This is a genomic window from Ligilactobacillus aviarius, from assembly GCF_001654615.1.
Classification (GTDB): domain Bacteria; phylum Bacillota; class Bacilli; order Lactobacillales; family Lactobacillaceae; genus Ligilactobacillus; species Ligilactobacillus aviarius_B.
Window position 1 is genome coordinate 1 of record NZ_LWUD01000017.1, and the last position, 15,294, is coordinate 15,294.

Genomic DNA, 15,294 nt, shown 5'->3' on the forward strand with positions numbered 1-15,294 from the left:
GTACCACACAGTACTAAAACAAAGAATTTAATTTTTAAGGAAAATCATCGTGAGATGATTACAAAATATATATTACGAGAGAGAATAATGTAAGGAGGACCTTTTGGTGGAATTTTCGTTTGATCGTCAAAGCCATAAATTCGGATATTTAAAATACACTGCAGCCTTTTTAATCGTTGCTTTATTTGTGTACGGAACTTACTTGGTTACCGGACATTCATTAATTTGGCGACTCGACGGTGCTAACCAGCATTTGCCGCTTTTAATTGAATTTCGCAAATGCTTACTGAACTTTATCCACCATCCATCCCTTGCGGCCCTCCCCGGCTGGTCGTGGCATATGGGACTTGGCGGCGACGCTTTCCAAGTTGATGCTTACTATTTATTTGGTGACATTTTTACATACCTTGTTTTGCTTTTTCCAGCAAGTAAAATTGTTTTTGCATATCAATTCCTGATTGTCTTACGGTTATATTGTGCCGGTTTAGCATTTTGCTGGTGTGCATTCCATTTAAAATTAAAAGATTCGTCGGTTGTTATCGGAGCGCTTGTCTACCTTTTTAATGCTTTTCTGCTTTACTCAAACATTGCTCAACCGTTCTTTACCCTGCCGTTTATTATCTTTCCAATTTTGATCGTCAATCTTGAACGGGTCATTCAAGGAAGATCTGTTTGGCCGTTACTGTTCACATTTACGTGGATGCTGATCAATAACTTTTACTTTGCCTATATCCTTGGTTTAGGAGCCATTGTATATTTAGGCTTGCGCCTATTATGGGATCTTAAAGCCAAGAAAAACTACCTAAAATTGTTTGCTAAGCTGGCGGGCGCAACGGCTTTAAGTATTATCAACGCGGCCGTTCTCTTACTTCCGGAAATTATTGCCGTTCATAATTCAACCCGGACTTCAAGCACCTTTGCCAACGGATTAAAAGTATATCCGGCATATTACTATTTAAGCTTGCCGGGGCAACTGATCAATGGCGGCAACCGCGACTTTTACTTTTGGAGTGCCCTTGGCTTTGCCAGCATCGCATTTTTTGCCATTTTATACACTCTTAAAGCATTCAAACAGTACCGAATCATTAACTCGGTTTTGATCATTAGTTTCATTATTTTACTTATTCCCGCGTGTGCTTCCGTTTTCAACGGCTTTTTGGCTCCGTCTAACCGGTGGACGTTAATGTTATGTCTTCCAGTTGCTTTAGCATGCGCGGCCCTTGCTGATAATCTTGAAACTTTATCTATAAAAACCATCAAAGGGTTTACGATTGGAGCGATTCTTTACATCGCCTATGTTTGTGCGGACTATTTCTTCCAAAATAATGAAAAGATATTTATTCCCGTTGTCTTTCTTTTCGTTACTCTTGGCGCGTTGCTTTTGATTCACCATTATCAACCGCACCATGCGCGGCAAATTCTTCTTGGCGTCGTCTTATTAAACGTGATTTGTAATGCTGTTTACTTTGAGGCTCCTTTTAATGAAGGATATTCAAACGAAATGCTACCGCGGAAAAGTTACTCGCGCCTTGCTGATATTCAATACGGAAAGCTCGCCCAACAACTAACTGATCAAACCGGTTATCGAATCTCAACGATCAGTCAAAATGCAGATTTCGGTGCTGGGTATCATATGTACAATAATCAACAAGCAAACGTCAATTCCATTAATTCGTACTATTCATTACAGAATAAATTAATTGGCGACTTTGCTCAAAATCTGCAAAACACTCAATTTGAGGCTAACATTCCGCTTGCCCAGTTTGATGATCGGACAGTTGCAAATAACTTTTTCGGGGTTAAATACATCTTTGTTCACCGCCAACAACCAAATAGTGCTAAGATTCCGGCCGGCTATACGCTCGATGCCAGCCAAATGCTGAATACGTATACAAACGACCGGATCCTGCGGTATCGTACCCAACAGAATTTTCCACTAATGTACTGGCAATCAAAGGTCTTTACCCCTAACCAGTACACAGCCTACGGTCCGACTCAAAAAGAGCGGGCCCTTGCTGATGGTGTTTTAGTCAACCAATCAAACGGTCTACCGCAAGCGTCTGTTAAGGGACAGGTTATCAACCTTCCGTTTAAATTGATTTCAAGCAATGGAAACCTGATTGATCCGCAACACCTCGAGCATCTTGATTCAAATGAAAGTTACAAAGTTGTTCTCGATCTTCAAAATTTGACCCCTGAACAGCAAAAAGCATTGAAGAATTCTGAACTGCACCTTGAATTTGAAAACTTGCATTATCAACCATTAACGTTGAAACAACAAATTACAATGCAGCAAACCAATGCCGACTATCATTTGAGCGATGGAAAGTTGACCCAAAACTCGAAATTAAGTGCTTACCAAGCATTCCGAAACAATATCATTAGCGGTCTGCCTGATCAAAGCTTTAAAATTCAGGCAACTACCCCACTTGGAAAAGAAGTTATCAAACAACCGAAGGCTCAAATTTTGTCATTCTATAAACAAGTCAAAAACGGAACGATGAATTTAGGGTTTTACCCTCAGATTCCACAAACGATTGCGTTAAACTTTAACCATTTAGGGACTTACTCGTTTAATTTGAAACTGGTTGCCGAACCCCTTGGAAGCCAATATGCTCACCAAGTTCAAACTATTCAAAAGAATCGGCTACGGCAGCTGAAATTATCACCGAACCATCTTCAAGGGACGATCAAGACCACCCGTCCGGGAATCTTGACCTCTTCGATTCCGTACTCCGATGGGTGGCAAGCCACGGTCAATGGCAAAAAGGTTCCGCTCCTGCGCACGAACACCGCATTTATTGGAATCAAGCTTCCTGCCGGCGTTCATCACGTTGAATTGAGCTACCATACTCCAGGATTAAAACTTGGGATCCTCATTTCAGCGATTGGAATAATCATTACGTTAGTTAGCGGTGGAATCACGCTCGTTCGCAAGAAAAAAGAATAGATAAAAAAACGCGACAATCAATGTCGCGTTTTTTTCTATTTAAATTCTTCCGGACGTTCTTTAAGCTGGCCAAAATGATACTGGATTGCTTCAACGATTCGTTGAGCGGCATGGCCATCACCGTATGGATTTTTAGCATTTGCCATTGCTTCATATTCTTTTTGGTCATCCAGTAGCGTTTCCATTTCAGTCTTAACCGTTTGATAATCCGTTCCGACGAGTTTTAATGTTCCCGCCTTGATCCCTTCCGGACGCTCGGTTGTATCCCGCAGCACAAGGACTGGTTTTCCAAGTGCTGGAGCTTCTTCTTGAACACCGCCAGAATCTGACATGATGAAGAAACTGCGGGCAGCGAGATTGTGAAAATCAACCACATCAAGCGGATCGATCAAATGAACGCGGTCAACATGATCAAAAATCTCATGGGCTGTCTTTTGAACCGCTGGGCTTAAATGAACCGGGTAAATCACTTCAATCTCCGGATGAGTTTCAACAACATCACGAATGGCCTTAAAGACCCGTTTCATCGGTTCACCTTGATTTTCCCGCCGGTGCATCGTTACTAAAATCAATTTCTTTTGTGGATCAACAAGTTCTAAAATGTCATGGTGATAATCATCCTGTACGGTTTCATGCAACGCATCAATCGCTGTATTACCGGTAATAAAGATCTTTGCGGCTGCATGATTTTCCTTCAACAGATTATCCTTACTTTGCTGCGTTGGCGCAAAATATAAATCAGCAAGGTCATCCGTCATTTGCCGGTTCATTTCTTCCGGATATGGTGAATATTTATTCCAGGTCCGCAAACCGGCTTCAACGTGGCCGACTGCAACTTGTTGATAAAAAGCCGCTAAACTTGCTGCAAACGTTGTGGTCGTATCACCATGAACCAGGATAATATCTGGCTTTTCAGTTTCAATGACCGCTTTTAATTTGTTCAAAACTTCAATCGTAATGTCATTTAAACTCTGCCCCTGGTGCATAATATTCAAATCGTAATCCGGTTTGATCTTAAAAATTTCAAGAACCTGGTCCAGCATTTCCCGGTGCTGAGCCGTAACGGTCGTCACCGCTTCAATTTGATCGGCATGCTTGTTCAATTCTAATACAAGCGGGGCCATTTTAATTGCTTCTGGCCGCGTCCCAAAAACGGTCATTACTTTGATTTTTTCCATATAGATCCTCCTCTTGCCCTATATAATCAATTTCACTTACATTTCTATGCTATCATATATATTAAGATGAGTGGAGGTTCCTTACTATGACAATTGCAAATTTTGAAGAAAAGTTACAAAAATATGCTGAATTAATCGTCAAGGTCGGCATCAACGTCCAACCAGGGCAAGAAGTTGTTCTCTACATTAATGTTGATCAACAACATCTCGCCCACCTAATCGTCAAAGAAGCTTACAAGGCCGGTGCCGGAAAAGTAATGATCAAATGGAGCGATACCTTTACCCAACGTGAATTTCTTGAACATGCAAGCGATGAATTTCTTGAAAATGTTCCGGAATTTGCCAAGGAAGAAGCCCAATACATTGCTGATCACCGGTGCTGCCGGATCTCAGTGATGTCAGAAGATCCCGGTGCATTTGGCGGAATTGACCAAAAACGGGTTGCCGCATACCAGAGTGCGAATGGAAAAGCCTTAATGCCTGTTCGGCAAGCAACCCAAAACAATGATTTAAGTTGGACAGTTGTTGCCGCTGCCAGTCCAGCATGGGCTGAACGCGTCTTTCCTGATTTAAAGGGTGAAGCCGCCGTTGATCGTTTATGGGAAGAGATTTTCAAAACAACCCGGATCGACCGCGAAGACCCAATTCAAGCTTGGAAAGATCACGATGCTAAGTTGCACGAAAAAGAGGACTGGTTAAATAAAGAACAATTCAGTGCATTACACTACACTTCACCGCGAACTGATTTAACGATCGGTCTTCCTGAAAATCACGTTTGGGAAGGTGGCGGAAGCAAAAACGCTGCCGGGATCGAATTCATGGCTAACATGCCAACCGAAGAATGCTTCACTGCGCCTGATAACCGCCGAATCGACGGTTACGTAACCTCAACCAAACCGTTAAGTTATGCCGGCAACATTCTTGAAAATATGAAATTCACATTTAAAGACGGAAAAGTTGTTGAAGCAACGGCTGAAAAAGGCCAAGCTGTCCTTGATCACCTTCTTGAAACTGATGACGGTGTTCGTTCACTTGGTGAAGTTTCCCTTGTTCCGGATCCATCACCGATTTCACAATCAGGGATTACATTCTTTAACACCCTCTTTGATGAAAACGCAAGCGATCACCTTGCTTTAGGGGCTGCTTACCCATTTAACGTTCAGGGCGGAACCAAGATGAACGAAGATCAACTTAAAGCTAAGGGAATTAACTTTAGTCAAGCCCATGTTGATTTTATGGTCGGCTCAGCTGATATGAACATTGACGGAATCAAAAAGGACGGGACGATTGTTCCTGTATTCCGAAACGGTGATTGGGCTTAATTATCAAAGAAGGTATAACAAAACGTTAAAAAGAGCTTCCTCATGGCTCGTTTGTTTTGGAACTCGATTATACGGATACAATAAAGAGGCTGCGACTTTGAAGTGAACCCCAAAAGTTGGACACTTTATTAGCTAGGCAATCTGGGACTGAGTTCTGTACTGAACAGGACTCAGTCCTTTTAGTTTTACCTTAATTCTGTCGTTATTATAATATTGGATATACTGGTGAATTGCTTGAATCAATTCATCAGTATTTTTGTATTGGTCTTCATAACCATAAAACATTTCACGTTTCAGAACACTGAAGAAATTTTCCATTAATCCATTATCCAAACTATTTCCTTTACGGGACATACTTTGGATAATTCCGCGTTCCTTTAAAAATCGTTGGTATGCCGCATTTTGATATTGCCATCCTTGATCACTGTGTAAAATCATTCCATTTAGTGATCCATATCGATCAAGCTGATTTAACATCTTAAACGTTTGGTGGAGATTAGGCGAATTGGGAACATCATAGGCAATAATCTCTCCGTTGAATCCGTCTAAAATCGGTGATAAATATACTTTTTCGCCGTTATTAAGTCTAAACTCAGTAACGTCAGTATATGTGGCTGATCAGCACTGAAGTGACGGTTGATTTCGTTTCCCGCAATTTTACCGACTGTTCCTTTATAAGAGCTATAACGATTACGTTTCCGGATAACTTTGCCAAATAATCCCATAGTTTTCATCAAACGTTTAACTTTTTTATGGTTGATTGTCATTCCTTCATTACGTAATACACACGTTATGCGACGATAACCGTAGTTTCCGTGATGTTGATCAAAAATTTCTTTGATCCGTTTCATGATTTTATGGTTCTGCCGGTCTTTCTTATGAGATCGTTGATAATAGAAGGTTGAACGACTCATCTTAGCGACCTTCAACAGAACTGCCAGTGGGAATTGACAACGAAGTCGTTCAATTACTTTTGCTTTTTTTGATCTTCGATTGCCAATTCCCTTAATGCTTTTAAATAGGCATTTTCAGCTCTTAGATAGAGTAATTCTTCCTCAAGTTCCTTGATTTTCTTGTCTTCTGGTTTAATTTTCTTTTGATTACGTTTTGTGATTGTCTTTTTCCTCGGTCTTCCTATTGGTTTATCAATCACATTATAACCATTTTTTCGATAATCTCGAATCCAATTAGCTAATATGCCATCTGAAGATAGTCCTAAGTCTAAGGCAACACCTATTTGGGTTTCATGATTAAGCAATACTCGATTAATTGCTTTCATTTTTTCTTCTTTGGTCCATTTATGCCGAGGACGATCCAACCAACAAACTCCAAAACGATCTAATACTTGAGTCAAGTAATAAAAATTACTTTTCCCAATTGGATAATATCGCTGTATCTCTGAATATGGGTATCCTTTCTGATAAAGGAGATAAATATTAATCTTATCTTGTTTTGAAAAACGCATAAAAAACACTCCAAATCTTGGATTTATTTTGTCCAAGATTTGGGGTGCATATCACTTATGGTCACAACCTCTTTTTGATGTTTATGCGCTTGATCGGAATTGAACCGATGACCTACCGCTTAGGAGGCGGTTGCTCTATCCTGCTGAGCTACAAGCGCAACTGATTAAAACAATAGTTTAAGTATAATTAATCTTTGAAAGGCACGCAAGTATCTCCATTTTTTAAAATTTAATAATAATTATTGGATAAGTCTCTTTTATTTTTAAATATTTTCTAATAATTTGGTTTTATGTTACATTTTTTGCCATAAATCGTGTATAATATGCTTTATAAAACATTTTTTGTTTAAAAATATTCTAAGGAGAATTATTAGATGAGTGAAAACAACAATGCAAAGAAAATCACAACTGGTGCATTAGTCTTGATGATCTTCTCAACGATCTTCGGGTTTGCCAATACACCGGTTGCCTTTATGCAAATGGGATACGGTGCGATCCTATGGTACATTTTAGGTGCATTGCTCTACTTCCTTCCAAGTAGTTTGATGTACGCTGAATACGGTTCTGCTTTAAAAGAAAGCAAAGGTGGAATTTATTCATGGCTTGATGCCTCAATCAGTGAAAAATGGTCATTTATTGCTACCTTTATTTGGTTATCCGCGTGGGTAATTTGGCAAGTAATGGTTTCTCAAAAGATCTGTATCACGATTTCAACCATTATCTTCGGCCATGATACAACAAACACATGGCATCTGTTCGGATTAAATTCAACTTTAACGGTTGCATTGATTTCAATCATCGGTGTAATTGCAATTACCTGGCTTGTTAACCATGGGATTGATACAATTGCCAAGATTTCGTCAATTGGTGGGTTAGCCGTTATGCTGCTTAACGTAACATTGATTCTTTCAAGTGTCTTTATCTTATTTAAGAATCATTTCCAATTGGCTCAACCAATTCAACATGTTTCACAATTTGCAACATCAGTTAACCCACAATTCCAATCACCGATTGCAATGATTAGCTTCATGATTTATGCAATCTTCGCATATGGTGGTCTTGAATCAATGGGTGGCGTTACCGATTCATTGGATAAACCGGAAAAGACCTTCCCCCGGGCAATTATCATCAGTACGATCGTTATTGGAATTGGCTATGCTTTGAACATTTTCCTTTGGGGAATTTCAACTAACTGGAATCACGTAATTAATCATCCTGACGTAAACTTAGGTAACATTACATACGTCTTGATGCAAAACCTTGGATTAGAATTAGGGAAAGCTTTCCACTTATCAACGCACACTGCGTTGACAATGGGAACGGTCTTCTCCCGGTTATCAGCAATTGGAATGTTATGTGCTTACTTAGGTTCATTCTTCGTTTTGATCTACTCACCATTGAAGTCATTCATTATGGGTTCACCAAAAGAACTTTGGCCAGAAAAAGTTACAAAGTTAAATAAGAAAGGCATGCCTTCATTTGCTCTTTGGGTTCAAACCGCAATCGTGTGTGTCATTATTGGTGGGGTTGCAATTGCATCAACTTTGATTCACCAAGATTCAAAGTTCTTGTTCAACCTCTTAACTTCAATGAGTAACGTTGCATCAACATTACCATACCTCTTCTTAGTTGCAGCCTTTCCGTTCTTTAAGAAACGGCAAGACCTCGACCGGCCATTTGAAGCTTTCCATAGTCGGAAAACAATGTTAGTGATCGTAACGATTACCTTAATTACTTTGGTAATTGCAAATGGATTCACAATTATCCAACCGTTTATTGAAAAGGATTGGGTTGGTGCCACAGCAACCGTTGCCGGTCCATTAGTCTTTGGAATTTTTGCATGGGCTCTTTACACGATTCGTTCGAAAAAGATTAAACAATAGCAATTAATAGTCAGTTAAGTGCCTAAATCCTGAATTTTTCTTATTTAGGCTCCAGAGTTTTTTATACTTTTCTCAAAAATATAAGTCTATAGCATTTAGTATTGGTGAAATTATCATCAATACTATTTTTTTGATTTTAGACAAAATAAAAAGGACATTTCTGTCCTTCTATAATACAATATAAAGCGACCAAACCCCATTGAAAGAAGTGTTAGGGAATTGTTCATAAGTAACTATATCTTAAAATTGGTCGAAATTGAAGATAATAATATTTCTCATCAGACTATTATGGGATATTATTGAAGCCAAACTTTCTTAGGACGTTGAACTTGTGAAAAATGCAGGTTTCTCGACGTAATTAAAAACGAAACATGCCAAACAAAAATCCGCTTAAGTAATCTTAGCGATGATCGTTATATTCTCAACGGTTAAACAACGTTATCGGTGCTACCGTTGTAACTCCTTAAATTCCATTGGAAATTATTCCACAAATATGAGAAAGAAATCATTGACACAAATCGGTATTCCTTAACGGAATCAATGAATAACATGCCTCAACGTAATGCATCAGACCTTATTTTTGATTTTTCATTAAAATTCAAACGGTTTTATCAAGTATATCAAGGAATTTTAGAAGCAACTAGAGAAAAAAATGAATCAATCCTTCATATTTATAATTACAATCCGACACGAAGTGACATGGGTGACGCCGTTTCAACTCTAAAACAAAATATTTCATCATCGAAAATGCTTGTTATTCCAATTACTCCAGCGGTCCTATTGAAGGAATTAATCGTAAAATAAAAGCACTACTATTACGGGCTCCGTAATTAAATAATTTTTTTAATCACATTGATTGTATTTTCCTTTCAAATCAAAAAAGCATCAACTGCATAACAGCAGTTAATGCTTCAAGTTCTTCACCAGTACAACTTAACAAAAAGTCATAAAAAATACTAAACCTTAACTATAAAAAATCATACTCCACAACCAACAGTCAAAATTAATACTCCCATTGGCCCAAGAAATAATAATCTAAATTGGGGTAGCTGGATTCGAACCAGCGCATCACGGTACCAAAAACCGTTGCCTTACCGCTTGGCTACACCCCCAATAAAAAAATTGGGGTAGCTGGATTCGAACCAGCGCATCACGGTACCAAAAACCGTTGCCTTACCGCTTGGCTATACCCCAATAATATAATGGAGGGGAGTGGATTCGAACCACCGAACCCGAAGGAGCGGATTTACAGTCCGCCGCGTTTAGCCAGACTTCGCTACCCCTCCATGTTCAATTAAAATCAAATGCCTTATCACACCCGACTTAATTATCATACATGCTATTTAGAAAAAATGCAAGGACTTTTTTCAAAAAAAATTATTTTTTTAGTCTGACATTGCTAATTGTTTGATCTTGGGGGCAATCATCAATAAGATCAGTCCTAAAATAATCGTTACTCCCCCAATGATTCCAAAGTAATGAATCTCGGTTGTCTGGTTGTAAAACTTTACGATCTGCGAGTTGATTGCTTGCGCGACCGCGTCCGTTAAGAACCACATGCTCATCATTTGTGACCGAAATGCTTGTGGAGCCAGTTTAGTGGTCGTTGAAAGTCCAATCGGTGAAATCAACATTTCTCCAATAATGACCAGTGCCCAACTCATAACCAGCCAGAGAGGCGAAACTTTGGTATGAGTCCCATAAATCATTCCCGGAAGCATCATCCATAAGAACGAAATTCCCGCAAAAAATAATCCCAATGAAAATTTGGTTGCTGATGATGGTTGATGATTCTTGAGTTTACTCCATAGCCAAGCAAAGCATGGAACGTACAGCATAATGAATAGCGGATTCATGCTTTGGAACCAGCTTGCTGGGAATGAGTGGCCAAACACCGTCAATTTAGTCTGTTCTTCAGCAAAAATCGCCAAAATAACTGACCCCTGCTCTTCAATGATCCAGAAGACGATTGCAGCTAAAAATAATGGAAGATAGGCCACGACCCGCTTACGTTCGTTCACCGTTACTTTTTGACTGGTCAGCATTACAACAAAGTAATAAATCGGAATTCCAATTGAAAGGACCGATAATACAAGGATCACGTTACTAATATTAAACAGATTAAATTCAATCATAATTACGCAAGTCAAAACGATCCCAATAACCCACGCAATCCCCTTTTTAATCAGTCCGCGAACTTCTTCCGGTTCAAGCGGATCATTTGGAAACATGCTGTCAGGCGATAAGTACAACTTGCCATCGATCGAATACTGAACAAGTCCAAAAAACATTCCAATTGCGGCAAGTGAAAAGCCAATATGAAAATTATATGTTTGCCCAATGTACCCCACAATGATTGGCGCAATAAAGGCCCCCACGTTAATTCCAAATACGAAAATATTAAATCCGGCTTCCCGGCGATAATCGTCTTTATCATACAAGCTGCCAACCATTTCAGAAACGTTGGGTTTTAACATTCCGGTTCCAAAAGTGATCAGAATGATCGAAATAAACAATGCGGCTTTGCCGTACGGCGTTGCTAAAACGATGTGCCCAAGCATGATCAAAATTCCACCGATCAAAACCGTTTTCCGGCTGCCCCACAGGCGATCACTCATAAAACCGCCAAGAACACTTGTCAGGTAAACTAGCGCCCCGTAAATCGACATGATCGATGCGGCCGTCGCTTTACTAAAGCCCAATCCGCCTTCCGTTACCGAATAAAACATGTAAAACAGCAGAATTGCCCGCATGCCATAGTAGCTAAAACGTTCCCACATCTCAGTGAAAAATAGGGTTGCCAATCCACGCGGGTGTCCTAAAAATGTTTTTTGCGACTTAATTATTGAAGACAATTTTTAATTCCTTTCATAGTTATCCTATATTTTTTCTTATGAGCAGATGGCTTTCCCTTGTTCTTTCGATTCCGTTTCCGATTCTTCTTTTTCTTCTTTGCTTGCTCTTCATTTTTAACAACTGGCTTCTGGTGTTGGCGTCGTTTCTTCAAATCAAGATCAGCCATTGCCTCTTCGCCGTAAAGCATTCCTTGATAAAGAATTCCGTTCTGAATATCAAGTTTGCTTTGATCCATGAGCTGTTTAAAATTGCGTAATTCATGTTCATTCCCTAAATTCAAGACGGCTCCCGGCGCGCCCATCCGACCAGTCCGTCCGGCCCGGTGGATATACGTCGTTTGGTCTTTTGGAATGTCATAATTAATCACAGCCGGTAATCCTGGAATGTCAATTCCCCGGGCTGCAATATCAGTAGTTAAAATAAAGGTCAGTTTACCCTTTTTCAACGCCGCTAATGCCTGTTGCCGGTCCGTTTGCCGGCCATTACTGCTTAACATTGCAACCGGAATATGGTGATGTTGTAATTTTTGATAAACCTCTTCAAGGGTTGCCGTTTGTTTGAAGAAAACCAATGCATGCATTTCAGGTAAATTGGCGATTTTCCGCAACATATCAACCCGCTTACGGGTCGGAGTCTCCATCAAATAATGGGTAACCTGGCCCCCAGTAATATCCTGATCAGAAACATCGATGACTTGCGGTTCAATTCCAAACCATTGATGAAATTCATTAAAGACCGGCGCTTTCGTTGCGGAGAAGAAAACTAACTGAATTTCTGATGGAGCATGACTCAAAATATCACGAATCGTATCCATTGATTCTTTTTCCTGAAGCATTTCATCTGCTTCATCGATTACGGCTGCAATTACCTTATGCAACCGCAATTTCCGTTGTTCGATCAACTGCAGCATCCGGCCCGGCGTTCCAACGACAATTTCAGGATGTTTTTTTAACCGTTCAATTTGCCGTTTAATGTTGGTCCCACCAATTAAGGAAATTGTATTTAACCCAATCAATTTCCCCCATTCACGGATGACATCCGTAATTTGGGCAGCTAGTTCCTGGGAAGGCGCCATGACAACTAATTGAGTTCCATCCCCAGGCATCACCTTTTCAAGTAATGGCCACGCATATGCTAAAGTTTTTCCTGACCCAGTTGGCGCAATTCCCAGAACATTTTCGCCGGCTTGCAATGCTTCTTGCGTTGCTTGCTGAATCGGCGTTAATTCAGCAAATCCTTGTTCTTTAAAATATTGTTTAAATTTTTCGTTCATAATTATAATTCCTCATTTATTTAATGCCTTTTTATTGTAGCATTTTCCTTTTCAGATTACACTTTTTCGTTGCAATTAAACTTTACTCTGCTTTTAAAACACACTTTAAATTTCAACTAAAACCGACGCATTTTTAAAGTATACTTTAAAAATATGCAGTTCATCGTCAATATTTAAAATACGTTTTAAATTAATTCAAAAAATTTCCCCCATTGGTCCTCAAAAAGTGTATAATCGTTCTTTGAAAAATAAATGATGCCCGTGAGCATCGATTTTGGAGGGACTTAAATTGAATAGTAAAAATGATTGCACAGCTGGAAAAATGACCAGGAATCAAAAGTGGACGATTGCTTCAACAGCAGCCGGATTTTCACTTGAAAACATGGATATCATGTTTTTGTCATTTGCATTAACCCCAATCATTGCCAGCCTCCATATTTCACAAGGAGCGGCTGGCTTGATTGGAACGATGACTAACCTGGGAATGTTATTCGGCGGTGCAATTTTTGGTTTATTAGGTGATAAAATTGGGCGAATCAAAACATTCAGCTATACCATTTTTATCTTCGCATTCGCAACCGGCGCAATGTTCTTTGCTCATTCGCTACCCGTAATCTATATTTTACGGTTCTTAGCCGGAATTGGGGCTGGCGGTGAATACGGCGTTGGGATGGCCTTAATTGCTGAAAACTTTGAAACCAAGCAGGTTGGCCGCATGACTTCGGTTGCCGCAATTGGCGGTCAAGTTGGGGCAATTTTTGCTGCCCTTGCTGCTTCATTTATCATTCCACACTTTGGCTGGAATGCCCTTTTCCTTCTCGGAATCATTCCCGTGATCCTAACCTACTTTGTTCGGCGGCATTTAACCGAAAGTCAAGAATTCTTAACCGCGAAGGAAGATGCCCAAAAGAACCATCGCAAAATTTCGTTTACCCGTTTATTTGCAACCCCGCGGTTAACATTTCAAACGTTAGGATTAATGGTAATGACGATCGTTCAAATCGCCGGCTACTTCGGCTTAATGAACTGGTTACCATCAATCGTTCAAAAGCAACAGGGCCTCTCCGTTTCCAAATCTTCCATTTGGATGATTGCCACGATTGTTGGGATGAGCCTTGGAATGGTCGTTTTCGGCTATATCATGGATAAGTTCAGTGCGAAAACGGCATTCAGCATTTTCTTGATTGGGTCCGCATGCGTCCTTTTCATTATCCTTGCAGCTCACACCGCCTTGACAATGATTCTTGCGGGAATGTTAATTGGTTTCTTCTCAAATGGAATGTTTGGCGGATATGGCGCAGTAATCAGTCGCCTTTACCCAACCGAAATTCGGTCAACTGCCAATAACCTGATCATGAATGTTGGCCGGGCAATCGGCGGGTTCTCATCATTCATCATTGGGCTATTGATGCAATACTTTAACTTGAAAGTTACCATGATGTTCTTATCAGGGCTTTATTTGATCAGTTTCATTGTCATGCAACTGTTACCTGGTTTTCGCCAACTTAAAAATGTCCCGGCTCCGGACGTTGAACCTGAATAAAGATAATTTCACATGAAACAAAGAGGTTGTGATACGAGTCACAACCTCTTTTAATTACAACTTAATTTTCAATTCAACCGGACAATGATCTGATCCCATCACATCGCTTAAAATCGCAGCTTCTTGCAACTGATCTTTAAGATCATCTGAAACAATAAAGTAATCGATCCGCCAACCAGCATTCCGCTTCCGAGCACCAAACCGATAACTCCACCATGAGTAAGCTCCGGTTTGATCCGGATTGAAATACCGGTAAGTGTCAATAAAACCACTATCTAATAACTTTGTCATGTCTTCCCGTTCTTCATTTGAAAAACCGCCATGATGGTGATTGCTTGAAGGATTCTTTAAATCGATCTCTTCATGCGCAACGTTTAAGTCGCCACATAAAATAACCGATTTTTGAGCTTTTAACTTAAGCAAGTATTCTCGAAAGGCATTATCCCATTTAACCCGATAATCAAGCCGTTCCAATTTCGGCTTGGCATTTGGCGTATAACATGCAACCACATAAAAGTTATCAAATTCCAGCGTGATTACCCGACCTTCATCATCAAACTCCGCAATTCCAATTCCATTTTGAACACTTAACGGCTTCTTTTTCGTAAAGACAGCCGTTCCCGAATACCCTTTTCGTTCAGCATAGTTCCAATAAGATTGATACCCAGGAAAGTTCAAATCTAATTGTCCCGCACTTAGCTTTGTTTCATTGATACAGAAAATATCTGCATCCAATTCTTTGAAAACATCTTCAAAACCATGCTTAATGGCTGCACGGATACCGTTCACATTCCAACTGACCAGTTTCATTCTGATTACTCCTT

8 protein-coding genes, 4 tRNA genes and 1 pseudogene are annotated in these 15,294 nt (G+C 39.9%); 4 read left to right on the forward strand and 9 right to left on the reverse strand.

Translation table 11 applies throughout. The annotated features are described in order from the left end of the window. The first annotated feature begins 106 nt into the window (after nucleotides 1-106). Nucleotides 107-2,950, forward strand: a complete 2,844-nt coding sequence (locus A3O17_RS03920) for a YfhO family protein (RefSeq protein WP_064212611.1) — start codon at nucleotides 107-109, stop codon at nucleotides 2,948-2,950. 35 nt (nucleotides 2,951-2,985) lie between these two features. Here A3O17_RS03920 and wecB read toward each other — a convergent pair whose 3' ends face one another. Then, a complete protein-coding gene (wecB, locus tag A3O17_RS03925) occupies nucleotides 2,986-4,128 on the reverse strand; it encodes a non-hydrolyzing UDP-N-acetylglucosamine 2-epimerase (RefSeq protein ID WP_064212610.1) in 1,143 nt (380 codons plus the stop codon). An 86-nt stretch (nucleotides 4,129-4,214) separates the two neighbouring features. On the opposite strand from wecB, the gene A3O17_RS03930 reads away from it, so the two are divergent. Next, nucleotides 4,215-5,450: an aminopeptidase gene (locus tag A3O17_RS03930; protein WP_064212609.1), complete on the forward strand. Its 1,236-nt coding sequence runs from the start codon at nucleotides 4,215-4,217 to the stop codon at nucleotides 5,448-5,450. A gap of 132 nt (nucleotides 5,451-5,582) precedes the next feature. Here the strand turns inward: A3O17_RS03930 and A3O17_RS08010 are convergent. Next, nucleotides 5,583-6,915, reverse strand: a pseudogene (locus tag A3O17_RS08010) (IS3 family transposase). Between the two features lie 84 nt (nucleotides 6,916-6,999). Next, nucleotides 7,000-7,073: transfer RNA gene (locus A3O17_RS03950), tRNA-Arg, on the reverse strand. Between the two features lie 216 nt (nucleotides 7,074-7,289). On the opposite strand from A3O17_RS03950, the gene yjeM reads away from it, so the two are divergent. Beyond that, nucleotides 7,290-8,798 carry a glutamate/gamma-aminobutyrate family transporter YjeM gene (yjeM, locus tag A3O17_RS03955; protein WP_064212605.1) on the forward strand — a complete coding sequence of 503 codons (1,509 nt, stop codon included), beginning with the start codon at nucleotides 7,290-7,292 and terminating at the stop codon, nucleotides 8,796-8,798. 1,040 nt (nucleotides 8,799-9,838) lie between these two features. On the opposite strand, the gene A3O17_RS03965 is transcribed toward yjeM, so the two are convergent. The 5 genes from A3O17_RS03965 to A3O17_RS03985 form a co-directional block, all read right to left on the reverse strand. Continuing rightward, nucleotides 9,839-9,911: transfer RNA gene (locus A3O17_RS03965), tRNA-Gln, on the reverse strand. A 9-nt stretch (nucleotides 9,912-9,920) separates the two neighbouring features. Then, nucleotides 9,921-9,992: transfer RNA gene (locus tag A3O17_RS03970), tRNA-Gln, on the reverse strand. Between the two features lie 9 nt (nucleotides 9,993-10,001). Beyond that, nucleotides 10,002-10,084 (reverse strand) — tRNA-Tyr (locus tag A3O17_RS03975). A 99-nt stretch (nucleotides 10,085-10,183) separates the two neighbouring features. Continuing rightward, the gene (locus A3O17_RS03980) at nucleotides 10,184-11,641 is read right to left on the reverse strand and encodes a peptide MFS transporter (RefSeq protein WP_064215130.1); all 1,458 of its coding nucleotides are present in this window, start codon (nucleotides 11,639-11,641) and stop codon (nucleotides 10,184-10,186) included. After that, entirely contained in the window at nucleotides 11,641-12,927 is a 1,287-nt protein-coding gene (locus A3O17_RS03985) for a DEAD/DEAH box helicase (protein WP_064212842.1), read from the reverse strand. Before A3O17_RS03985 ends, A3O17_RS03980 begins: the two co-directional genes overlap by 1 nt. A gap of 322 nt (nucleotides 12,928-13,249) precedes the next feature. Here A3O17_RS03985 and A3O17_RS03990 point away from each other — a divergent pair, with 322 nt between their 5' ends. Then, nucleotides 13,250-14,470, forward strand: coding sequence for an MFS transporter (locus A3O17_RS03990; RefSeq protein WP_064212844.1), 1,221 nt, complete (start codon nucleotides 13,250-13,252; stop codon nucleotides 14,468-14,470). A gap of 54 nt (nucleotides 14,471-14,524) precedes the next feature. Here the strand turns inward: A3O17_RS03990 and A3O17_RS03995 are convergent, their stop codons facing one another. Next, a complete protein-coding gene (locus A3O17_RS03995) occupies nucleotides 14,525-15,280 on the reverse strand; it encodes an exodeoxyribonuclease III (protein ID WP_064207942.1) in 756 nt (251 codons plus the stop codon). Nucleotides 15,281-15,294: the final 14 nt, after the last annotated feature.